This window comes from Rhodococcus sp. KB6, from assembly GCF_001445685.1.
Classification (GTDB): domain Bacteria; phylum Actinomycetota; class Actinomycetes; order Mycobacteriales; family Mycobacteriaceae; genus Rhodococcus_F; species Rhodococcus_F qingshengii.
In genome coordinates this window covers 645,081-666,550 of record NZ_LNAK01000134.1, presented here as the reverse complement: position 1 = coordinate 666,550, position 21,470 = coordinate 645,081, and the positions used below count along the sequence as shown (strand labels likewise).

21 protein-coding genes are annotated in these 21,470 nt (G+C 63.0%); 15 read left to right on the top strand and 6 right to left on the bottom strand.

Features of this window, described 5'->3' with window-relative positions:
* Positions 1–33 precede the first annotated feature (33 nt).
* Together ASU23_RS23105 and ASU23_RS23100 are read left to right on the top strand one after the other, a co-directional pair.
* Positions 34–1,428, top strand: coding sequence for a hypothetical protein (locus ASU23_RS23105; RefSeq protein ID WP_233405710.1), 1,395 nt, complete (start codon positions 34–36; stop codon positions 1,426–1,428).
* A 251-nt stretch (positions 1,429–1,679) separates the two neighbouring features.
* Positions 1,680–2,654, top strand: a complete 975-nt coding sequence (locus ASU23_RS23100) for a heme A synthase (RefSeq protein WP_021332987.1) — start codon at positions 1,680–1,682, stop codon at positions 2,652–2,654.
* A 63-nt stretch (positions 2,655–2,717) separates the two neighbouring features.
* Here the strand turns inward: ASU23_RS23100 and ASU23_RS23095 are convergent, their stop codons facing one another.
* Positions 2,718–3,080 carry a hypothetical protein gene (locus ASU23_RS23095; protein WP_003945032.1) on the bottom strand — a complete coding sequence of 121 codons (363 nt, stop codon included), beginning with the start codon at positions 3,078–3,080 and terminating at the stop codon, positions 2,718–2,720.
* Between the two features lie 83 nt (positions 3,081–3,163).
* On the opposite strand from ASU23_RS23095, the gene ASU23_RS23090 reads away from it, so the two are divergent.
* Positions 3,164–4,129: a quinone oxidoreductase gene (locus tag ASU23_RS23090; RefSeq protein WP_058038772.1), complete on the top strand. Its 966-nt coding sequence runs from the start codon at positions 3,164–3,166 to the stop codon at positions 4,127–4,129.
* Between the two features lie 56 nt (positions 4,130–4,185).
* Here ASU23_RS23090 and ASU23_RS23085 read toward each other — a convergent pair whose 3' ends face one another.
* Complete coding sequence (locus ASU23_RS23085) at positions 4,186–5,169, bottom strand: heme o synthase (protein WP_003944994.1); 984 nt, start codon at positions 5,167–5,169, stop codon at positions 4,186–4,188.
* Positions 5,170–5,370: 201 nt separating this feature from the next.
* On the opposite strand from ASU23_RS23085, the gene tkt reads away from it, so the two are divergent.
* From tkt to ASU23_RS23030, 11 genes are all read left to right on the top strand, one after another.
* Positions 5,371–7,473 carry a transketolase gene (tkt, locus tag ASU23_RS23080; RefSeq protein ID WP_058038771.1) on the top strand — a complete coding sequence of 701 codons (2,103 nt, stop codon included), beginning with the start codon at positions 5,371–5,373 and terminating at the stop codon, positions 7,471–7,473.
* A gap of 5 nt (positions 7,474–7,478) precedes the next feature.
* Positions 7,479–8,603 (top strand): transaldolase, encoded by a 1,125-nt coding sequence (tal, locus tag ASU23_RS23075; RefSeq protein ID WP_058038856.1) that lies wholly within the window; start codon positions 7,479–7,481, stop codon positions 8,601–8,603.
* A gap of 4 nt (positions 8,604–8,607) precedes the next feature.
* Positions 8,608–10,152 carry a glucose-6-phosphate dehydrogenase gene (gene zwf / locus ASU23_RS23070; protein WP_003944956.1) on the top strand — a complete coding sequence of 515 codons (1,545 nt, stop codon included), beginning with the start codon at positions 8,608–8,610 and terminating at the stop codon, positions 10,150–10,152.
* Complete coding sequence (gene opcA, locus ASU23_RS23065) at positions 10,152–11,060, top strand: glucose-6-phosphate dehydrogenase assembly protein OpcA (RefSeq protein ID WP_003944921.1); 909 nt, start codon at positions 10,152–10,154, stop codon at positions 11,058–11,060. The genes zwf and opcA overlap by 1 nt, the downstream gene beginning before the upstream one ends.
* Positions 11,053–11,793, top strand: a complete 741-nt coding sequence (gene pgl / locus ASU23_RS23060; protein ID WP_030536405.1) for a 6-phosphogluconolactonase — start codon at positions 11,053–11,055, stop codon at positions 11,791–11,793. Before opcA ends, pgl begins: the two co-directional genes overlap by 8 nt.
* 339 nt (positions 11,794–12,132) lie before the next feature.
* Positions 12,133–13,053: an SDR family oxidoreductase gene (locus ASU23_RS23055; protein WP_030536406.1), complete on the top strand. Its 921-nt coding sequence runs from the start codon at positions 12,133–12,135 to the stop codon at positions 13,051–13,053.
* A 25-nt stretch (positions 13,054–13,078) separates the two neighbouring features.
* Positions 13,079–13,423 carry an iron chaperone gene (locus ASU23_RS23050; protein ID WP_058038770.1) on the top strand — a complete coding sequence of 115 codons (345 nt, stop codon included), beginning with the start codon at positions 13,079–13,081 and terminating at the stop codon, positions 13,421–13,423.
* A gap of 32 nt (positions 13,424–13,455) precedes the next feature.
* A complete protein-coding gene (locus ASU23_RS23045) occupies positions 13,456–14,178 on the top strand; it encodes an AAA family ATPase (RefSeq protein WP_058038769.1) in 723 nt (240 codons plus the stop codon).
* Between the two features lie 27 nt (positions 14,179–14,205).
* The gene (locus tag ASU23_RS23040; RefSeq protein ID WP_003944891.1) at positions 14,206–14,526 is read left to right on the top strand and encodes a TfoX/Sxy family protein; all 321 of its coding nucleotides are present in this window, start codon (positions 14,206–14,208) and stop codon (positions 14,524–14,526) included.
* Between the two features lie 134 nt (positions 14,527–14,660).
* Entirely contained in the window at positions 14,661–14,966 is a 306-nt protein-coding gene (locus tag ASU23_RS23035) for a hypothetical protein (RefSeq protein WP_253741439.1), read from the top strand.
* 114 nt (positions 14,967–15,080) lie between these two features.
* The gene (locus tag ASU23_RS23030; protein ID WP_242430721.1) at positions 15,081–15,593 is read left to right on the top strand and encodes a hypothetical protein; all 513 of its coding nucleotides are present in this window, start codon (positions 15,081–15,083) and stop codon (positions 15,591–15,593) included.
* Here ASU23_RS23030 and ASU23_RS23025 read toward each other — a convergent pair.
* The 3 genes from ASU23_RS23025 to secG all read right to left on the bottom strand — a co-directional run bounded on the left by ASU23_RS23025 (position 15,580) and on the right by secG (position 19,581).
* Entirely contained in the window at positions 15,580–16,365 is a 786-nt protein-coding gene (locus tag ASU23_RS23025) for an oxidoreductase (protein ID WP_042919818.1), read from the bottom strand. The genes ASU23_RS23030 and ASU23_RS23025 overlap by 14 nt on opposite strands.
* 104 nt (positions 16,366–16,469) lie before the next feature.
* Entirely contained in the window at positions 16,470–19,244 is a 2,775-nt protein-coding gene (gene ppc, locus ASU23_RS23020) for a phosphoenolpyruvate carboxylase (RefSeq protein WP_058038767.1), read from the bottom strand.
* Positions 19,245–19,347: 103 nt separating this feature from the next.
* A complete protein-coding gene (gene secG / locus ASU23_RS23015; protein ID WP_003944946.1) occupies positions 19,348–19,581 on the bottom strand; it encodes a preprotein translocase subunit SecG in 234 nt (77 codons plus the stop codon).
* 209 nt (positions 19,582–19,790) lie between these two features.
* Between secG and ASU23_RS23010 the strand changes: the two genes are divergently transcribed.
* The gene (locus tag ASU23_RS23010) at positions 19,791–20,591 is read left to right on the top strand and encodes a tyrosine-protein phosphatase (protein WP_058038766.1); all 801 of its coding nucleotides are present in this window, start codon (positions 19,791–19,793) and stop codon (positions 20,589–20,591) included.
* An 89-nt stretch (positions 20,592–20,680) separates the two neighbouring features.
* Here the strand turns inward: ASU23_RS23010 and tpiA are convergent, their stop codons facing one another.
* A complete protein-coding gene (gene tpiA, locus ASU23_RS23005) occupies positions 20,681–21,466 on the bottom strand; it encodes a triose-phosphate isomerase (RefSeq protein ID WP_042919821.1) in 786 nt (261 codons plus the stop codon).
* Positions 21,467–21,470: the final 4 nt, after the last annotated feature.

The window sequence follows — 21,470 nt, the reverse complement described above, 5'->3', positions numbered from 1 at the left end:
GCTCAGATCGTCGGCTGTGTGGCCGCAACAGTCATGTTGTGTGCCGGACCCGCAACGGCGACCCCTTCGGTGTCCGGTCCACTCGCACCTGCAAATCCGTACCTCGGTCCCGTCGGTACTTCCACCATGCACGGTGACGCGGGCTCGTCCGACGTCACTCCGCTGCCCGGTCCAGGAACCGGCCCCCACGAGGTGACTGCTTTCCCGATGATGGCCGCCTGCCCGACGGTCCTCCAGGGTTCCGACGGCATGGTCGTCTCGCTCTGCACGACGATGATCGGCCAGATCCCGACCATCCATTTGATCGATCCGAAGGCCGACGCCACGCCGTTGGGTAGATCCGTAGCACAACTGCCGCTCGCGAAGGGCAGTCTGCTCGGCGGCGTCTACGCCTACCTCGACAACGAGAACCGTCTCGTAGCCGTCGACGGAAACCGTCAACTGGTCCGCATTTCCCATGCGCAGAATCCGGACGGCAGTTGGCGGCTGGAACTCGCGGATGTAGTCGATCTCAGTGGTGCGGTAGCCGCCGACGACAACGTCACCGGCCTCGCTCCGGACTGGGAAGGCAATGTCTGGTTCGCCACCGGGCACGGCACCGTCGGGTATGTCGGCGCGGATCGAATCGCGCACAGCATTGCGCTCCCCGAAGGTGAACAGGTGCAGAACAGCATCTCCACCTCCCCGACGGGCACTGCCGTCGCAACGACCCACGCGCTCTACCAACTGAAGCGAAATGGCGACGAGGTCGTCATCGACTGGCGTCAGCCGTACGACCGCGGGCCGGCCCGTAATCCGGGTCAGCTCAGCTGGGGAACCGGATCGACGCCGACATACTTCGGCCCGTCGACGGGCAGCGATTTCTTGACCATCGTCGACAACGCCCACCCGACAGTAAGCTTGCATGTCTATCGTGCTGACACGGGCGCCGAGGTGTGCACGCAGCCGGTGTTGTCCGCTGCCAGCCAGGACGGCTCACCGAGCGGCAGCGAGAACTCCCCCGTCGGCATCGGTCATTCCGTCTACGTCGCCGGCACCTACGGATACCCGTACCCCACGACTCCTGAAGGTGCCGGTCCAGCGGTCCCCGCCACGGCACCCTTCAACGGCGGGATGACGCGCGTCGACATCGATCCGGTCGGCTGCCATGTCGTGTGGGACAACACGATTCGCAGCTCCGCGGTACCCCACCTCTCGACGGCTGACGGCTCGATCTACACCGTGACACGAGACGGTGCTCCGAACACCTCTCCGCTGGACGGTTACTCCTTCGCGGTGATCGACTCGAAGGACGGGTCGCAGATCGGTTCGACTCCGCTGCCGTCGACGATCCTCAACGACACCCTTCAGATGTCTGCACTCATCACCGAGTCGGGCGAGTACTTCCAGGGAACGATCTCGGGAATCGTGCGAGTTCGCGCGAACTGACGCGAGCTGGCCCCACGGCTGCGCAGTTCTGGTCTCGTCGAGTCGGGGCAGGCGCGGAGCGAGCTGGCCCCAACGACGCGGGGCAGGCGCGGAGCGAGCTGGCCCCAACGACGCGGGGCAGGCGCGGAGCGAGCTGGCCCCAACGACGCGGGGCAGGCGCGGAGCGAGCTGGCCCCAACGACGCGGGGCAGGCGCGGAGCGAGCTGGCCCCAACGACACTGTGTAGTTGATGGGGAACTACGATCGTTGGCGTGGTGAATCGTGTGTATGCCGGATTTTTACGCTTGGTGGATCGACTACCTCTCCCCTCGCTGAAAACGCAGAAGATCATCGCGTTCATCGTGATCCTGACGCAGGGCGGCATCGCTGTCACCGGCGCGGTGGTGCGCGTGACGGACTCGGGACTCGGTTGCCCGACGTGGCCGCAGTGCTTCCCCGGTAGCTTCGTCCCGGTCGGCCACGGACAGGTCGCGGTGATTCACCAAGCCGTCGAGTTCGGCAACCGCCTGCTGACCTTCCTGGTCGTCATCGTCGCCGCTGCGATCGTGCTTGCGGTGACTCGCGCTCGCCGACGCAAAGAGGTGCTTGTCTACGCCTGGATGATGCCGCTCGGCACTGTCGTTCAGGCAGTGATCGGCGGTATCACCGTCCTCACAGGCTTGCTGTGGTGGACGGTCGCCATTCACCTGGTTGCGTCGATGCTGATGGTCTGGGTTGCCACGGTGATGTACGCGAAGATCGCGGAACCCGACGAAGCAACAACTCTGGTCGTGATGCCGAAGCCGTTGCGCTGGCTTACCGCGCTGTCAGGTGTCGCGCTCGCCGGCGTTTTGGTCGCTGGAACTCTCGTAACGGGCGCAGGCCCGCACGCCGGCGACAAGGGACTGGACCGGACGGTGCCTCGCCTGGAGATCGAGATCGTGACGCTCGTCCATCTGCACTCACAGCTTCTGGTCGGATATCTCGCGCTGGTCGTGGGTCTGACCTTCGGCCTGTATGCGGTCGGGACATCCGCAGCCGTGAAGATCCGTCTGAAGGTCCTGCTGGGACTGATCCTCGCGCAGTCGCTCATCGGTGTCGTGCAGTACTTCACCGATGTGCCGGAAGTTCTGGTGATCATGCACGTCGCCGGTGCAGGACTGTGCACGGCTGCGACCGCAGCAGTTTGGGCTGCGGGTAAGACCCGCCAGTACACGCCGACCAATTCGCCGATACCAGCTGTCTGACGCTTCAAGACACGTGTGGGGCGTAGGAACACCAAAAGGTGTTCCTACGCCCCACACGTCATTTCAGGATTCGTTGCGAGCTTTCGGGAACCGAGTCTGGTTGGCGACCCAACCGGCCATCTTCTTGAAATGGCCTTCCTGCGGGGTGACGATGCTCGTCAGTTCGCGCTCCCACTCGGCGACGGTGACGTTGTCGAAGGACGCGACGACCGCGTTTGCCGTGGCGAGGTCCTCGACGACCTGATCACCGAGGATGCCGTCGGCACCTACGAGGGTGATGCGAACGCCGGCCAGGCCGACCGGCTGGATGACGGCGCTGGCGGAGCCGCCGTGCTCGGCGACGAACTTGGTGATGGCGTTCACCGTGGACTTCGGCAGTTCCGGCGCGGACGGGGTGGCGTCCGACTTCTCGGTATCGGTGCTCATGACTCGACAATACTGGTCGGTAGCCCGGAAGCGACACCAGGCATGGACTGAGCGTCGGCCGCCTCGGGTGTAGAACAGAAACCATGCGAGCCATCTACGTGACCGAGACCGGCGGACCAGACGTTCTGACTCTGACCGAACAACCCGAACCGACACCCGGCCCAGGCGATCTACTCGTCAAGACCGAAGCGATCGGCATCAATTTCATCGACACGTACTTCCGAATGGGCCAGTACAAGCGTCCGCTCCCCTACATTCCCGGCGACGAGGGCAGCGGTGTCGTCGAAGCTGTCGGCTCCGACGTCTCCGAATTCTCCGTGGGCGACCGGGTCGCGTGGGCCGCTGCCACTGGCAGCTATGCCGAGAAGGTGGCTGTTCCCGCCGCAGTCGCCGTGAAAGTGCCTGACGGTGTCCCGGCATCGGCCGCAGCGTCGGCGCTCCTGCAGGGGATGACGGCGCACTACCTCGCGAAGTCGACGTATCCGATCCAGAGCGGCGACACCGTGCTCGTGCACGCAGGCGCGGGCGGCGTCGGGTTGATCCTGACGCAGATGGCCGTCAGCCTCGGGGCGAAGGTCATCACGACTGTGTCATCGGATGCAAAGGAAGAACTCTCGCGCGGCGCGGGTGCCTCGGAGGTTCTGCGGTACGACGAGGACATCGCAGCGCGAGTCCGGGAGTTGACCGGCGGCGAAGGAGTAGCGGCGGCATACGACGGCGTCGGCGCGACAACTTTTGATTCGAGCTTGGCTTCCGTGCGCATCCGCGGCACGGTCGCTTTGTTCGGTGCGGCCAGTGGACCGGTTCCGCCTGTCGATCCGCAGCGGCTCAATTCGTCGGGTTCGCTGTTCCTGACGCGTCCGACGCTCGCGCATCACATTCGCACTCGAGAGGAACTGACCTGGCGTGCCGGCGATGTCTTCGACGCCATTGCAGCCGGGAAACTCGATATTCGCGTCGGCGCCGAGTATCCCCTCGCCGACGCGGCAACAGCCCATCGGGATCTGGAAGGTAGAGCAACGACCGGGTCGATCGTTCTGATTCCCTAGCGAAGTGCTGTGCGCCTTTATTAACCGCCCGCGGTTAATAAAGGCGCACAGCAGAATCAGCTCAGCATGTCGCTGATCGTCTGCAGTCCGAGAACCGAGTCGACAGCGAGGCCGACGAACACGATCGCAAGATAGTTGTTGGACTGCAGGAACAGGCGGAGCGGTTTGACCTGAGCACCACCGCGAACGCTGCGGTACAGCTGATGTGCCATGAGCAGGAACCACGCACCGGCAACGATGGTGATGGCGGCGTAGATGACTCCCGATGCGGGCACGAGGACAAGCGTCGTGACGACCATTGCCCAGCTGTAGAACAGGATCTGCTTGGTGACGTGCTCTTCGGTGGCGATCACCGGAAGCATGGGAACACCGGCAGCTTTGTAGTCCTCTTTGTATCGCATCGCCAGCGCCCAGGTGTGCGGCGGCGTCCAGAAGAAGATGATCAGGAACAGCACGACGGGCTGCCAGCTCAGTGAACCGGTGACAGCTGCCCAGCCCACGAGGACGGGCATACATCCGGCTGCGCCACCCCAGATGACGTTCTGCCAGGTACGACGCTTGAGAACCATCGTGTAGATGAGGACGTAGAACGCGATCGTGATCACGACGAGGATGCCGGCTAGGAGGTTGGCTCGCCACCACAGCCACAGGAACGACGCGAGTCCGAGAAGGAGCCCGAAGACGAGCGCGTTGCGCGTCGGCACCGCCTCGCGGGCCAGCGGACGCTTCGCCGTGCGCTTCATGACCTTGTCGATGTCGGCGTCGACGACGCAGTTGAGCGAGTTCGCACTCGCCGCGCCCATCCAGCCACCGAAGAGGGTGCTGAGGATCAGAACGATGTCGACTGTTCCGCGATCGGCCAGCAGCATTGCCGGAATGGTTGCCACCAACAGCAATTCGATCACTCGCGGCTTCGTGAGCGCGATATAAGCCAGAACCTTGCCCGTTGCGCGACCCCACACCGTATCGGTATTGGTCGCCCGCGGGGCGGCACCTGGGCTGCCGAAGCCATGTCCGCTCGGCTGTTGCCCTGTCCGCACGTTCTCTCCTTGCACCACGCGTTACCGCACTAACTCTTCACGACACACTGCTGACACTGTTCTCTACTACGAACGATGGTAGACCGCAGCCATTGAGGAACCGAATCGACCCGGACAGCCAGGACCATTAGGCTGGGTTACGCAGTGGAGGGACACCCCACCCTCGCAATCCACGTACACCATGTCAGGAGACATCTGCCAGTGTCGATCACAGACGAGATCCACGTCCTCACGCAACCCGTCCACCCCTCGGACTGGACCGACCTGGACACCAAGGCTGTCGATACCGCCCGCGTGCTCGCCGCCGACGCGGTTCAGAAGGTCGGCAACGGCCATCCCGGAACTGCAATGAGCTTGGCGCCGTTGGCATACACCCTCTTCCAGCGCGTCATGCGCCACGATCCTTCGGATGCAGAATGGGTCGGCCGTGACCGCTTCGTTCTCTCCTGTGGCCATTCATCCTTGACGCTGTACACCCAGCTCTACCTGTCGGGCTACGGTCTCGAGCTCGCTGACCTCGAAGCTCTCCGCACGTGGGGCGCACTGACCCCCGGCCACCCCGAGGTCGGCCACACCGTCGGCGTCGAGATGACCACCGGTCCGCTGGGCCAGGGCCTTGCGTCCGCAGTCGGTATGGCGATGGCTGCGCGTCGTGAGCGTGGGTTGTTCGATCCGGAGACCCCGGTCGGCTCCTCCCCCTTCGACCATCACATCTACGTGATCGCGTCCGACGGTGACATCGAAGAAGGCGTTACGTCCGAGGCCTCGTCTCTCGCCGGTGTCCAGGAACTGGGCAACCTCATCGTCTTCTACGACGACAACAAGATCTCCATCGAGCACGACACCACCATCGCTCTCGGCGAAGACGTCGGAAAGCGATACGAGGCATACGGCTGGCACGTTCAGCACGTCGAAGGTGGCGAGAACGTCTCCGGCATCCTCGACGCGGTTGCCGCGGCCAAGGCCGTCGTCGATCGTCCCTCCATCATCTTGCTCCGCACCATCATCGGTTTCCCGGCTCCGAAGAAGATGAACACCGGCGACGTCCACGGCTCCGCTCTCGGTGCCGACGAAGTTGCAGCGGTCAAGGAAGCCCTCGGCTTCGATCCGGCCAAGTCCTTCGACGTCGACGCCGACGCTCTGGCTCACGCCCGTGAGGTCGTCTCCCGCGGCGCCGACGCACGCAAGGCATGGCAGGTCGAGTTCGACGCGTGGGCTGCACGTGAGACCGAGCGCAAGGAACTCTTCGACCGCCTGTTCGCCGGTGAGTTCCCCGCCGGCTGGGCCGACGCTCTCCCGACCTACGAGGCCGACGCCAAGGGCGTTGCGACTCGCAAGGCCTCCGGTTCGGCACTCAACGCGCTCGGACCGATCCTGCCCGAGCTGTGGGGCGGCTCCGCCGACCTCGCCGGCAGCAACAACACCACCATCAAGGGCGCAGATTCGTTCGGCCCGTTCTCCATCTCCACCAACGACTGGAATGCGCAGCCTTACGGCCGCACGCTCCACTTCGGCATCCGCGAGCACGCGATGGGCTCGATCCTCAACGGCATCGCGCTTCACGGCCCGACCCGCCCGTACGGCGGAACCTTCATGGTCTTCTCCGACTACATGCGTCCGGCGGTTCGCCTGGCCGCACTGATGAAGACTGCCGTCACCTACGTCTGGACCCACGACTCCATCGGCCTCGGCGAAGACGGCCCGACTCACCAGCCGGTCGAGCACCTCGCTGCTCTTCGTGCGATCCCGAACCTCGCCGTCGTCCGCCCGGGTGACGCCAACGAGACCTCGTTCGCATGGCAGGCAGCACTCGAGAACAAGACGGGCCCGACGGCTCTGGCACTCACTCGCCAGGACATCCCGGTTCTCGAAGGCACCAAGGAGAAGGCTGCCGAGGGTGTCAAGCGCGGCGCTTACGTCCTCGTCGACGCAGCCAACGGTTCGCCCGAGGTCATCTTGCTGGCGACCGGTTCCGAACTGCATCTGGCCACCGAGGCTCGCGAAATCCTCGAAGCTCAGGGCGTCGCAACACGCGTTGTTTCCGTGCCGTGCCTCGATTGGTTCCTCGAGCAGGATCAGGCGTACCGCGACGAGGTCATTCCGCCCGCCGTGCGCGCGCGTGTGTCCGTCGAAGCCGGCATCGCGATGCCGTGGTGGCGCATCCTCGGCGACGCCGGTCAGGCCGTCTCGCTCGAGCACTACGGCGCTTCCGCCGATTACAAGACCTTGTTCCGGGAGTTCGGCATCACTGCCGACGCGACTGTCGAAGCCGCGCAGCGCTCCCTCGCAGCTGTGAAGGGATGATCTCGATGACACAGAACGTGAATACCGAAAAGCTCTCCGCTGCAGGCGTTTCCATCTGGCTCGACGACCTCTCGCGGGATCGCATCCAGTCCGGCAACCTGCAGAACCTCATCGACACGAAGTCGATCGTGGGTGTCACGACCAACCCGTCGATCTTCCAGGCGGCACTGTCCAAGGGATCGGCGTACGACGCTCAGGTCCGTGAGCTCGCACAGCGCGGCGCCGATGTCGACGCCACCATCACCGCGGTGACCACCGACGACGTGCGTGCTGCGTGCGACATCCTGGCTCCGCAGTTCGAGGTCTCGAACGGCGTCGACGGCCGCGTGTCCATCGAAGTCGATCCTCGCCTGGCACACGACACCGACGCCACCGTCGCGCAGGCGATCGAGCTGCACAAGATCGTCGATCGCCCGAACGTCCTGATCAAGATTCCCGCGACGCTGGCAGGCATTCCCGCCATCGCCAAGGTGATCGGTGAGGGCATCAGCGTCAACGTCACCTTGATCTTCTCGGTCGAGCGCTACGAGGCAGTCATGGGCGCATACCTGGAAGGTCTGGACACCGCCAAGGCTGCCGGCCGCGACATCTCGTCCATCGAGTCGGTCGCCTCGTTCTTCGTCTCCCGCGTGGATTCCGAGATCGACAACCGCCTCACGGCAATCGGCACGCCGGAAGCCCTCGAGCTTCGTGGCAAGGCTGCACTCGCAAACGCACGTCTGGCGTACAACGCGTACCAGCAGATCTTCGAGGTGCAGCCGCGCTTCCAGGCTCTTCTGGCCGACGGCGCCAAGGCTCAGCGTCCGCTGTGGGCGTCGACCGGCGTGAAGAACCCGGATTACCCCGACACTCTCTACGTCACCGAGTTGGTTGCGCCGAACACGGTCAACACCATGCCGGAGAAGACGCTCGACGCTCTCGCCGACCATGGCGAGATCACCGGCGACACGATCTCGGGCACAGCTCAGGAGTCACAGGCGGTCTTCGATCAGCTCGCTGCAGTCGGCATCGATCTTGCGGACGTGTTCAAGGTCCTCGAGACAGAGGGCGTCGACAAGTTCGAGGTGTCCTGGAACGAGTTGCTCGACGCAACCGCCGAGCAGCTCCGCGCAGCAACCCAGAAGAGCTGAGCCTGTGAGCGATTCCGCGGCGGCATCAGATTGGGTGAATCCCCTTCGGGACAGCACCGACAAACGGCTTCCGCACATTGCGGGGCCCTGCGCCCTGGTGATTTTCGGTGTTACCGGCGACCTTGCCAGGCGCAAGCTCATGCCCGCCATCTACGACCTCGCCAACCGTGGACTGTTGCCGCCCGGATTCGCTTTGGTCGGGTTCGCCCGGCGTGACTGGACGGACGAGGACTTCGCGAACGTCGTCCTCGAAGCAGTCAAGGACGGCGCTCGCACCAAGTTCCGTCAGGACGTCTGGGAGAGGCTCGCCGAAGGTATCCGGTTCGTGGAGGGCAGTTTCGACGAGGCCGAGGCCTTCCAGAACCTGTCCGACACGTTGGCCACGCTCGACAACGAACGTGGTATCGGCGGCAATCACGGTTTCTACCTTGCGATTCCGCCCAACGCGTTTCCTCAGGTGCTCGAGCAACTGTCGGCGTCGGGCCTCGCGCAGGCCGAGGACGGTCAGTGGCGACGAGTCGTCATCGAGAAGCCGTTCGGCCACGACCTCGAGAGCGCTCGCGAACTGAACGCCGTCGTCAACAAGGTGTTCCCCGAGGACACGGTCTTCCGTATCGACCACTACCTCGGTAAGGAAACCGTCCAGAACATTCTGGCTCTGCGCTTCGCGAACCAGTTGTTCGATCCGATCTGGAACGCGCACTACGTCGACCACGTTCAGATCACGATGGCCGAGGACATCGGCCTCGGTGGACGCGCCGGGTACTACGACGGCATCGGCGCGGCCCGTGACGTGATCCAGAACCACCTGCTGCAGTTGCTCGCGTTCACGGCGATGGAAGAACCCATCAGCTTCGAGCCGCTCAATCTGCAGGCGGAGAAGATCAAGGTCCTCTCGGCCACTCGCCTTGCCGAGCCCCTCGACGAGACCACCGCACGCGGCCAGTACGCGGGCGGCTGGCAGGGTGGGCTGCCGGTGGTCGGGCTCCTCGAAGAAGACGGCTTCGCAGCGGACTCCATCACGGAGACCTTTGCCGCCATCACCCTCGAGGTCGACACCCGCCGCTGGGCGGGTGTGCCGTTCTACCTGCGCACGGGCAAACGACTCGGACGCCGTGTCACCGAGATCGCGGTGGTGTTCAAACGTGCACCGCACCTACCGTTCGACAAGACGATGACCGAAGACCTCGGCCAGAACGCTCTGGTCATCCGCGTGCAGCCCGACGAGGGTGTCACCATGCGGTTCGGTTCGAAGGTTCCCGGATCGAGCATGGAAGTCCGTGACGTCAACATGGACTTCTCGTACGGCCAGGCTTTCACCGAGTCGTCACCGGAGGCGTACGAGCGACTCATTCTCGACGTGTTGCTCGGTGAGCCGTCACTCTTCCCGGTCAACGCCGAAGTCGAATTGTCTTGGGAAATCCTCGATCCCGTCCTCGAACACTGGGCAGCCGGCGGCAAGCCGGAACCCTACGAGGCCGGAACGTGGGGACCACCGTCTGCGGACGAAATGATGCAACGCACCGGACGCGAATGGAGGCGACCCTAGTGATTCTCGATTTGCCCTCCACCACCACGGTCCAGGTCAGCAAGAAACTGGTCGAGGTGCGTAAGACCGGCGGCGCTGTCACCTTGGGGCGAGTGCTGACGCTCGTCGTCTGCACCAGGGACACCGGGAATGCCGAGGAAGCCATCGAGGCCGCCAACGAAGCAAGCCGCGAGCACCCTTGCCGCGTCATCGTGCTCCTGCGTGGCGACGAGCAGAGTGAGCCCAGGCTCGATGCTCAGATCCGTGTCGGCGGGGACGCCGGCGCCTCGGAGGTTGTCGTGCTGCGTCTCTACGGTCCCCTGGCGGACCACGAGAGCAGCGTCGTCATCCCGTTCCTGCTCCCCGATACACCGGTAGTCGCGTGGTGGCCCCTCGAGGCACCCGAGATTCCAGCCAAGGATCCCGTCGGGAAGCTCGCGATACGGCGCATCACCGATGCCACCGGCGCCCCCGATCCGACCGCCACCATCAAGGGGCGACTCGCGTCGTACACCGCCGGCGATACCGATCTCGCTTGGAGTCGCGTCACCTACTGGCGCGCGCTCCTCGCGTCGGCTCTCGATCAGCCGCCGCACGAGAAGATCACCTCAGCGGTGGTCTCCGGTCTCAAAACCGAACCGGCACTGGATATTCTCGCCGGTTGGTTGGCAGCCAAGATCGACGGTCCGGTCATTCGACGTACGGGTGAGCTGACGGTCGAGTTGAAGCTCGAGACCCGCAGTATCTCCATCAGTCGTCCGCAGGAGGGCACGACCGCTACGTTGATCCGCACCGGTCAGCCTGACGCGCTGGTTTCTCTGGGTCGTCGAGAGACACGCGATTGCCTCGCCGAGGAATTGCGTCGGCTCGATCCGGACGAGATCTACGAAGAAGCTCTGGCCGGATTGGAGAAGGTGACCTATGAGTGATGTTGTCGTGGAGAAGTTTTCCGACGCCGGCCAACTTGTCGACGCTGCCGCCGCACGGCTGGTCACGACCATCGTCGATGCCCAGAAGGCTCGCGGGTTTGCGTCCATCGTGCTGACCGGTGGCGGAACCGGCATCGCACTTCTCGAGAAGTTGCGTGAAGCTCCCGGCGACATCGACTGGTCGCAGATCGATCTGTACTGGGGCGACGAACGGTTCCTGCCGTCCGGCGATCCCGAGCGGAACGAAGTGCAAGCACGTGAGGCGCTTCTCGATCATGTGCCGGTCGATCCCGACAGGGTACATGCGATGGCCGCATCCGACGGTATCTACGACGGTGATCCACACGGGGCGGCGACGGCGTACGAACAACTGCTGGGCGCTCAGGCACACGGGAATCAGGTTCCGACGTTCGACGTGCACCTGCTCGGTATGGGCGGCGAAGGACACGTCAACTCGTTGTTCCCGCACACCGACGCTGTTCGCGAAGAAGCGCGTTTCGTAGTCGCGGTGACGGACTCCCCCAAGCCGCCACCGGTGCGGATCACCCTCACGTTGCCTGCTGTTCGGCGAGCCAAAGAGGTCTGGCTGCTCGTCTCGGGTGCTGCAAAGGCCGAGGCCGTTGCCAAAGCCGTCGGAGGTGCTTCGGCCGACGACTGGCCGTCCGCCGGCGCCACCGGTTTGGTTGCGACACGTTGGTTCCTCGATTCGGACGCTGCCTCGCAGCTTCCCTGATCTGATTTCACAGATCTGATTTCACAGATCTGATTTCACACCGGTCGGGAATCGTCTTCCGGCGATTCCCGGCTTGGTGGTACGTCGACGACTTCCTCACCGTGGCGACTTTCGACTACCCGCCGAGTCCGGATCCGATGCGAATTTCCTTTTGACGGAACGGAACTCAATCCCGAGATCCCGTTTCTCCAACCAGCACTGCGCCCCACACAACGATTCATCTCTCCCCCTGCCTCCTTCATCCGAATGATTACTACCTTGGACGCCGCGAAGTAAGGTTCGGTTCCGCAGATCGCGTTCACTCTTGAACGAAGCAATCCAGGCGAGAACAATCGAACAATGTCGTGGACACCGAATCCGGACGCACTTCGCGGGCGAGTGGCTGTAGTTGCCGGGGCGACGAGGGGCGCCGGACGCGGAATCGCCGCGGCCTTGGGCGAGGCCGGTGCAACCGTCATCTGCACTGGCCGGAGCACATCTGCCGGAATTCTTCAGTCGGACTATCCGCGCGGAGAGACCATCGAAGAGACGGCAGAGTTGGTCACCGAACTGGGCGGCGTCGGCGTGCCGATTGCCGTCGATCATCTCAAGAGCAAACAAGTGGCTGATCTCGCCGAACGCTTGCGAATCGACTATCACCATATCGACATCTTGGTCAACGACATCTGGGGCGCGGAATTACTCAAGGGTGGGCCGGCGGAGTGGAACACGCCGGTATGGGAACACGATCTGGACAAGGGGTTTCACATCTTGCGTCTGGCGATCGACACCCACATCACCACGTCGCACCACCTCCTGCCGCTCATGACTGATCGGCCAGGCGGACTGGTCGCCGAAATAACCGATGGCACTACCGAATACAACGCATCGAACTATCGCATCTCGGTGTTCTACGACTTGGCCAAGGTGTCCGTGAACAGGCTCGCATTTTCGCAAGGCCACGAACTTGCCCCGTTCGGCTGTACTGCCGTCGCCATCACTCCCGGGTTCCTGCGATCGGAGATGATGCTCGAGAATTTTGGTGTCGGCGAATCGAATTGGCGTGACGCTTTGTTGCCGGAGCGGGATGGTCCGACTGCGCCCGCGGATTTCGCACGCTCCGAGTCACCGAGATTCATCGGACGTGCGATCGCGGCCATCGCTGCCGATCCGAATCGACAGCGATGGAATCAGCGATCGGTCAGTTCAGGCGAACTCGGAACGGAATACGGGTTCACCGACGCGGACGGCAGCCGCCCCGATTTCTGGCGGACCAAATGAATCCGGCTGCGATTATGATCCGCGCATGGCCGAATTCGCGACGATCAACGAATACATCGCTTCGTTTCCCACCGACGTGCAACCAGCCCTCGAGAGTATCCGCGAGACGATTCACAACACGGTTTCAGGCCTCGATGAGACCATCAGCTATCAGATGCCGACCATGACGGTGAACGGAAAGAACCTGATTCACTTCGCAGGCTGGAAAAACCACATCTCGATGTACCCGCTCCCGGCGGGTGACGCCGAGTTCGAGAAGTCCGTCGACCCTTACCGGGCTGCGAAATCAACGGTGAAGTTCCCGCTGAACAAACCGATCCCTCTCGATCTCGTGGCTCGGATCGTCGAATTGCTCGCGCAGCGCCACTAACGTCCGTTCTCGTCGGAGCCTTGTGAGAACGTATGGCCGTGCAGAGACAACCCATCCGCCGCATCAAGGCCGGGCCATCGTCGGGCGCCGACGTAGGCAGCTGGCCGCTGACGGTGCCTGCAGTCGCGCAGATCGTTCAGCACGGTCTCGAGCTTCCACCGGGTGTCACCATTCTGGTCGGCGAAAACGGAGCGGGAAAGTCGACCGTCATCGAAATTATTGCCGCCGTTCTCGGTCTCAACGCCGAAGGCGGGTCGACCAATACGCGGCATCAGACTCGATCGAGTGAACCGGGCGGCCTCGACCTTGTGATCGAGCGGAGTCCCGGAGCATCGAAGTGGGCGTACTACCTCCGAGACGAAACCCTGCACGGTTTGTACACGTACTTGGAGGACAACCCCAATCCCAAGCGACCTGAACCGCTTTACCATCACCTCTCCCACGGTGAGGCGCTGCTCGAGATCCTGTCGTCGAGGACCGCCGACGGCGGCTTCTATCTCATCGACGAACCCGATGCCGCACTCTCCTTCCAGGGGACCCTGACACTGGCGGCGCTGCTCGGCGAGTTGGTGGAATCCGGCGCGCAGGCGGTGATCGCGACGCACTCGCCGATCATCGCGGCGCTGCCGAACGCCAACCTGCTCGAGATCGGTGAATGGGGAATCCGAGCCTCGAGCTGGGAGGACCTCGATCTGGTGTCGAACTGGCAGCGGTTCCTTCACGACCCGCACACGTACCTGCGCCATCTGATCTAACCTGGAACTCCACCCCAGGAGGCCTCCATGGCATACGACAAAGCGCTGGCTGAGCGTATCCGCGATGCGCTCTCGGGCGAGGACGACGTCGAGGAAGTAAAGATGTTCGGTGGGCTGAGCTTCATGGTGAACGGGAAGCTGGCCGCCAGTGCGAACTCACACGGCAACATCATGGTTCGGTGTGACCCCGATCGAGTCGACGAGCTTCTGACGCACAAGGGTGCAAGCTGGCCCGAGATGCGGGGTAAGCCGATGAGCAAGGGATGGATCGTCGTCGACCGAACCGGGACGAGTTCGAACGTCGAATTCAACGCGTGGATCAAGGAAGCTCTGGACTTCGTTCACTGACAGTTGGGGTGCGTTGCCGAAGATATCTGACGAGACTGGTGTGGCCGCGGGCTCTCGCGTCGATGAGGGACTGAACCGTGCCCGATCGACCTGAGATTGTCTGTATCTGCGGCTCTGCGCGATTCGCTGAAGAGATGCGGGAGGCGAACCGCGACCTGACGTTCGCGGGCGTGATCGTCGTCGCGCCGGTTGAAGCAGACGAGGCGGTCTCTGTCGAGCAGAAGATCCTGCTCGACGCGCTCCATCTGCGCAAGATCGACCTCGCCGATCGGGTTCTGGTCGTCAACCCTCGCGATACATCGGTGAGTCCACGCGCCGAGAGATCGCGTACGCGCGCGCCGCCGGCAAACCAGTGTCGTTCACGACGCCGTTTGAACAGTAAGCGCCTCGTCGGTGCGGGCCGCAACGAATATTCTCACGCCGAGTTGCTCGAGCCCTAGCGCCGGTTCGATCAATTTCGCTCGATTCGGCAAAAGTGAACTGGGCGGCCCTTAGACTCCGGAAAAACATTGGATTGGGCGGCTCGACGCCGCGGAGGAAAGGTGGTCCGTCGCGTGACGTTCACACCCAATCAGCCGGATCACCAACGCGCCTTCGGGTTTCAGACGCCGTCGACCCGCGCAATTCCCTCCCTCATGCCCGACCGTTTCGGACCTAGCCTCATCGGATCGCTCTGGGCGTGCGCCGGGATCGTCGCCGGAAGCCTCGGCCCGTGGACGTCATCCTCCGCACTGGACCACAGTGGTATCGACGAATGCGGAGTGATCACTCTCGTCCTCGCTCTCTGCGCGGTGACCGCGCTGATCACCCTCATGGTTCGAGACGTCACGCCCGAGATCAAGAATCACTGCACCGGCCCTTTGGTCGGAATCGCGGTCTTGATCGTTGCCGTCGGAAACGCCGCGTCCATCGTGCGACGTAGTACCGAGTTCGCAGGGCACACTGCCGGACCGTCCATCGGGTGGGGACTGTGGGTGGTCATCGCGTCCGCAGTGATCCTGTGCATCACGTCGTCGACCGTCGCGCACATGATCAGGTTTCAGGCAGCAATGATCACAAGGTCTTGATCAGACCGCCGTCGATCACGAAATCCGCGCCTGTCACGTTCCCCGCACGATCGCTGGCGAGGAACAACACCAGGTCGGCAACCTCTTCGGGGAAGGTGAACCGCCCAGTCTCGGCTCCGGCCGCGGCGCTTTCGACGATGTCGTCGGCGGCTGATCCACTCGCCTTCGCCAGCGTCGAGGCCACTCCGTGCTTGCCGAGCCACAACTCCGTTTGCACCGGGCCAGGGCTGACGGTATTGACGCGGATCCCCTGCCCGCCCAGTTCTTTCGACAACGACTTCGAGAAGTTGGTCAACGCCGCTTTGGCGGCGCTGTAGTCGATCACCGTGGGGTCAGGTAAGAATGCGTTGACCGAACTGATCGTCACGATGCTCCCGCCACCTCGGCGGATCAACTCCGGCAGCGCAGCGCGAACAGTGCGTACAGCCGACAAGAACGTCAGATTGAACGACGCCGCCCACTCTTCGTCTGTGATGGCCGCGAAACCGCTCGTTCTCGGGGTGACGGCGCCGACGTTGTTGACCAGGATGTCGACGCCGCCCCTCGCTGCTGCAACCTCGAGCAGTCGGGTTGATCCTTCGACACTCGCGAGGTCGACGCCGACAAAGGTGACGGCGCCGCCGGACTGCAGCGATTCGAGTTCCGGCGAGAGCGTCCGCGAGCCCGCGACGACGTGGACTCCCTCGGCCACCAGGGCCCGAGTGATCGCCAACCCGATACCTTTTCCCGCGCCGGTAACGACGGCAGTTCGTCCGTCCAATTGCAGATCCACTGCGGTCCCCGTTCGGTCCGGTGCCCAGCGTTGGGTGTGCGTGCGACAGCTCTAGAGTCGCCGCACGCACACCCTGGTAAACCTGCAGAACCAGCCGCTGTTACCTAGCCACTGTTACGAAGCGCAGTGGCAAGGCCGTTCATCGTCAGCTGGATACCCCGACGCACCTGATCGCTCTCGTCGCCGGAACGGTACCGACGGATCAGCTCGACCTGTAGATGGTTGAGAGGTTCGAGGTACGGGAACCGGTTGTGGACCGAACGCTCGAGGCCCGAGTTGTCGGCAAAGAGGTTCTCGTTGCCCGTGATTGCCTTGTACATGCGAATTGTGCGTTCGTGCTCGTCGGTGATCATTCCGAAGACTCGATCGCGCAGTTCGGCGTCGGGCACGAGGTCCGCGTACCGGGCCGCCAAACCGAGATCCGACTTCGACATCACCATGGCCATGTTCGAGAGCACGGTTCGGAAGAACGGCCACTTCTCGTACAGGGCCGTCAACGTGGCAAGCCGAGTGTCGTCTCCGTCGATCCATCGTTCGAACGCGGCGCCGGTTCCGTACCAACCCGGAAGCATCACGCGAGACTGACTCCACGAGAGCACCCAGGGAATCGCTCGCAGGTCGGAGATCGCCTTGGTCTGCTTGCGAGAGGCCGGACGAGAGCCGATGTTGAGTGCCCCGATCTCGGCGACCGGTGTCGACGCTTCGAAGTACTGCACGAATCCTGGTGTGTCGTGCACTAATTCGCTGTACGCGGTGCGGGCGAGGGCCGCGAGCTCGTCCAGTACCGCGTAGGCAGCGTCGGCATCGCTGCCGAGTCCTTCGACGTCGAGCAACGTCGACTCGATAGTCGCGGCGATGAGTGTTTCGAGGTTGCGATGTGCCAGACGCGGTTCGGCGTACTTGGCCGCAATCACCTCACCCTGCTCGGTGATTCGCAGAGAACCAGCGACTGCACCGGGAGGCTGAGCCAGAATCGCTTCGTAACTCGGTCCGCCGCCACGTCCGACGGTTCCGCCGCGGCCGTGGAAGAGCCTCAACCTGATTCCGCTCTTACGCGCGGCATCGACGAGGTCGAGTTCGGCACGGTACAGCGCCCAGTTGGCTGCCAGGTACCCGCCGTCCTTGTTCGAGTCGGAGTACCCGAGCATCACTTCTTGACTGTCACCACGGGAACGGACGATCGCACGATAGATCGGGATGTCGAGCGTCGCCAGCAATGTGTCGGCGCCGCCCTGCAGATCCTCGATCGTCTCGAACAACGGCACGATGCCGATCGGGCACGAGGGCTCGCTACCGACGCCCGGATCGAGCACCCCGACCTCTTTGAGCAGCACTGCAGCCTCGAGCATGTCACTGACCGAGGTACACATGCTGATAATGTAGTTGGGTACCGCACCCGCTCCGAGAACCCGCACTGCCTTGGCACCGGCCGCCATGATGGCCAGTTCCTTGGTGGTCAATTCGCTGAACTCGGCGTCCGGCGAAGTCAGTGGTCGCCGCGTCGTCAACTCGGCCGACAGCAATTCGACTCGATCGGCTTCCGGCAAGGACGCGTAGTCCGGGTGAACTCCGGCCCACGCCAGAAGTTCTGCGACGACGCTTTCGTGTACCTCGGAGTTCTGCCGCATGTCCAGACCGGACAGGTGAAAGCCGAACACCTCCACCGCTTCTCGGAGGCGATCGAGTCGATCGTCGGCGATGGTCTCGTCACCGAAACGACGCAACGAGGTGTCGATGATTCCGAGATCCCGCTGCAACTGTGCCGGGTCGGTGTACGCCTCGAGTCCGTCGTCGGACCCGTGGGCGGGCAACTCCCCCAGTACCGTCAGTGCTGTGGCGCTCAAGCGCCCGCGGATACCGCGAATCGCGCGACGGTACGGCTCGTCGGCCCTGAAGGCAGAATCGTCGCCGGAGGTAGACGCCAGCAGATCGAGTTCGGGCGTGACGGACACCAGCCGCGCCGACATCGACAGTTCACGCTCGAGATGTTCTAGTTCCTCGAGGTGATGCTCGAGAGCAGTCGCCGCAGCGCGCGACGTGGCGCGCTGGACAATTTCGCCGGTCACGTACGGATTGCCGTCTCGGTCACCGCCGATCCACGAACCCGGCCTCAGGATCGGTTCCGGCAGAAGCCCGGCGTCCGGCCAACGCGTGCGCAGAGCTTTGCGAACCTCGGCGTTGATCTTCGGAATCACCTCGAACAACGCTGCGTCGTAGTAGCGCAGGCCTACCTCGATTTCATCCTGGATACGGAGGCGGCTGAGCCGGATCAGTGCCGTCTGCCACAGGGTCAGGATCTGACGGCGCAATTGCAGATCGACATCAGCGATTTCTGCGACGCTCAGCGCCGTGCGCTCGCGGTATCGCATCAACTCGGTGATCCGACTCTGCGTCTCGAACACCGTACGGCGTCGAGTCTCCGTCGGGTGAGCGGTGATGACGGGTGAGACCAGGGCGCCCCGCAGCGCTTCTTCGACGGTGGCCGAATCGATATCGGCTGCATCAAGTTTGGTGTACGTGGCCGCGAGAGTGCTGTCGCGGGGCGGTTCCCCCGCATTGACGTGGATGGCCCGTCGACGCTCGCGATGGATGTCCTCGGCCAGGTTGGCGAGCAGTGCGAAGTGACTGAACGCCCGGATGACGGGAATGGCGTCGTCCGTACTGATTTCGGCGAACAGCGACACCAGTTCGGCGCGATCGATCTCCGAACGACGGACTCGGAACGACTCGACACGGGCTCGCTCGACCAGATCGAACACATTGTCGCCGGCTTGCTCTCGCACTATTTGTCCGAGTATTCCGCCGAGAAGCCGGATGTCTTCGCGCAGCGGCTCGGTGGCCTCTCGCGGTGTTTCTCGATGCGACGCGGTTTCAGTCATCACACAATTATCGACCGAAACAAAGAACCCCGCTCGATAGGCGGGGTTCCGTGTCTGAAATTCGTGTGTGAAAAACTACCGGCTGTAAGTCATGAGCCGAGAATCAGGCGAACTTGATCTCCAGGCCGATGCCGACGATCGAAATGAGCCAGATCAACGCGGTGAAGACCGTCAACCGATCGAGGTTCTTCTCGACAACAGTCGATCCGGACAGGCTGGACTGGACACCGCCACCGAACAGACTCGACAAACCGCCGCCCTTACCGCGATGCAGGAGCACCAAGGCGATGAGGAGCAAGCTGGTGATGACCAGCAGGATATCCAGGAACAGTTTCATGTCTGTCTACGTCCACCAATCCAATAGGGACAACTACAACCGATAACACCATACAGGCGCGCGCAGATAGCCTGACCACATACCCGCCTCGCACATGACTTTGCATCCGGCCAGGCACGACTCTTGGTCAGTGGCATCGATCACACTGTCGAGATACCGATTCAGTAGTTTTTCAGTTGACGCGACTCTACCTCCGAAAGGCCGGCTCCATGCTTTCCGACACTGCCCTGCCCAACACTGCCCTGCCCGACACACCCCTGCCTGACACACCGCGTCTGGCTTCGATTCACAACTTCCGCGACGTGGCCGGCCCCGGGTACGTCACGACCAGCGGACAGGCGATGAGCCGCGGAGTCTTCTACCGTGCAAACGTACTGACGCCCTCGCCCGAGGATCTTGCAATCGTGGAATCGCTGGGGCTGACCGCCGTCTATGACGTGCGCTCCGAAACCGAGGCGAACGAAACTCCCGACATCGTGCCGGCGCCGGCGATGTACGCCCACATTCCCATCCTGTCCGGAAACATCCACGCCGAAGCGATGGCTCTCCGAACAGCGGACGCTGCAACAGCTTTCATGCAGAACATCAATCGCAGATTTGTCGCAGACCCCGTCACTCGGAACGGATTTTCGCAGTTGTTCGCCGCCCTGGCGACCACCGAGGGGCCGCAACTCTTCCACTGCACGGCGGGCAAGGACCGAACAGGTTGGGCGGCAGCACTACTGCAGACACTCGCTGGTGTACCGCGCGAAACGATCACGGCGGACTACCTGCTCACGAACACGTACTCGGCCGAGTACATCGATGCAACAGTCGCGAAGATCGCCGCTGCCACAGATGCAGACAAGGGCGAGGTGATCCGGTTGCTGCTTTCCGTCGACGCGAGTTACCTGGGCGCTGCCTTCGAGCAGGTCGAGCACCACTACGGGACCGTCGAGAACTATCTGACCGCCGGGTTGGAGCTTGCTCCCGAACTCGTCGGCGCTCTGGAAACCAAACTGGTGAGCTGACTCGCGAACAAAAAACTGCGGGTGTGTGGCCTACTCGGTCACACACCCGCAGTCTTAGTCTCGAGCAGTTTCAGCTCACTACCCGATCATCACGGGAGTGGACCGCCTGCAGCGATCGCAGACAGTGTCGCGAACTCGTCAGCCTTGAGTGACGCGCCGCCGACAAGAGCGCCGTCGACGTCGGTCTGGCCGACGATCTCTCCGACGTTCTTCGAGCTGACGCTACCGCCGTACAGAACGCGAACGCCGGCCGCGACCTCGGCGTCGGCAAGTTCGGCCACTGTTGCTCGTACCGCAGCACACACTTCCTGTGCATCGGCGGCAGAAGCGACACGGCCGGTGCCGATGGCCCAGACAGGTTCGTACGCAATGACGATCTTGGAGATCTCCTCCGCGCTCAGGCCCGCCAACGAACCCTTGAGCTGTTCGACGTTGTAGGCGACATGCTCGCCCGCTTCGCGGATCTCGAGGCCTTCGCCGATGCACACGATCGGCGTGAGGCCGTTCTTGAGAGCGGCCTTCGTCTTCGCGAGGACGGTCTCGTTGGTCTCACCGTGAAGGGTGCGACGCTCGGAGTGACCGACCACGACGAAGGTGCAACCGAGCTTGGCCAGCATGGAGCCGCTGATCTCGCCCGTGAACGCACCCGAGTCATGAGCCGAGACATCTTGCGCGCCGTACGTGAGGAGGAGCTTGTCGCCCTCGATCAGCGTCTGGACGCTTCGGATGTCGGTGAACGGCGGGATGACCGTGACGTCCACTTTGTCGAAGTACTTCGCAGGCAAAGAGAAAGCGATCTTCTGCACCAGGGCGATAGCCTCGAGGTGGTTCAGATTCATCTTCCAGTTGCCGGCGATCAACGGCTTACGTGCCATGTCG

What these genes read in the sequence shown, in the direction of transcription:
- ASU23_RS23105 (WP_233405710.1), top strand. Translation starts at nt 34, where the DNA reads ATGTTGTGTGCCGGACCCGCAACGGCGACCCCTTCGGTGTCCGGTCCA.
- ASU23_RS23095 (WP_003945032.1), bottom strand. Translation starts at nt 3,080, where the DNA reads ATGAGCACCGATACCGAGAAGTCGGACGCCACCCCGTCCGCGCCGGAA.
- ASU23_RS23090 (WP_058038772.1), top strand. Translation starts at nt 3,164, where the DNA reads ATGCGAGCCATCTACGTGACCGAGACCGGCGGACCAGACGTTCTGACT.
- tal (WP_058038856.1), top strand. Translation starts at nt 7,479, where the DNA reads ATGACACAGAACGTGAATACCGAAAAGCTCTCCGCTGCAGGCGTTTCC.
- pgl (WP_030536405.1), top strand. Translation starts at nt 11,053, where the DNA reads ATGAGTGATGTTGTCGTGGAGAAGTTTTCCGACGCCGGCCAACTTGTC.
- ASU23_RS23055 (WP_030536406.1), top strand. Translation starts at nt 12,133, where the DNA reads ATGTCGTGGACACCGAATCCGGACGCACTTCGCGGGCGAGTGGCTGTA.
- ASU23_RS23050 (WP_058038770.1), top strand. Translation starts at nt 13,079, where the DNA reads ATGGCCGAATTCGCGACGATCAACGAATACATCGCTTCGTTTCCCACC.
- ASU23_RS23045 (WP_058038769.1), top strand. Translation starts at nt 13,456, where the DNA reads ATGGCCGTGCAGAGACAACCCATCCGCCGCATCAAGGCCGGGCCATCG.
- ASU23_RS23040 (WP_003944891.1), top strand. Translation starts at nt 14,206, where the DNA reads ATGGCATACGACAAAGCGCTGGCTGAGCGTATCCGCGATGCGCTCTCG.
- ASU23_RS23035 (WP_253741439.1), top strand. Translation starts at nt 14,661, where the DNA reads ATGCGGGAGGCGAACCGCGACCTGACGTTCGCGGGCGTGATCGTCGTC.
- ppc (WP_058038767.1), bottom strand. Translation starts at nt 19,244, where the DNA reads ATGACTGAAACCGCGTCGCATCGAGAAACACCGCGAGAGGCCACCGAG.
- secG (WP_003944946.1), bottom strand. Translation starts at nt 19,581, where the DNA reads ATGAAACTGTTCCTGGATATCCTGCTGGTCATCACCAGCTTGCTCCTC.
- ASU23_RS23010 (WP_058038766.1), top strand. Translation starts at nt 19,791, where the DNA reads ATGCTTTCCGACACTGCCCTGCCCAACACTGCCCTGCCCGACACACCC.
- tpiA (WP_042919821.1), bottom strand. Translation starts at nt 21,466, where the DNA reads ATGGCACGTAAGCCGTTGATCGCCGGCAACTGGAAGATGAATCTGAAC.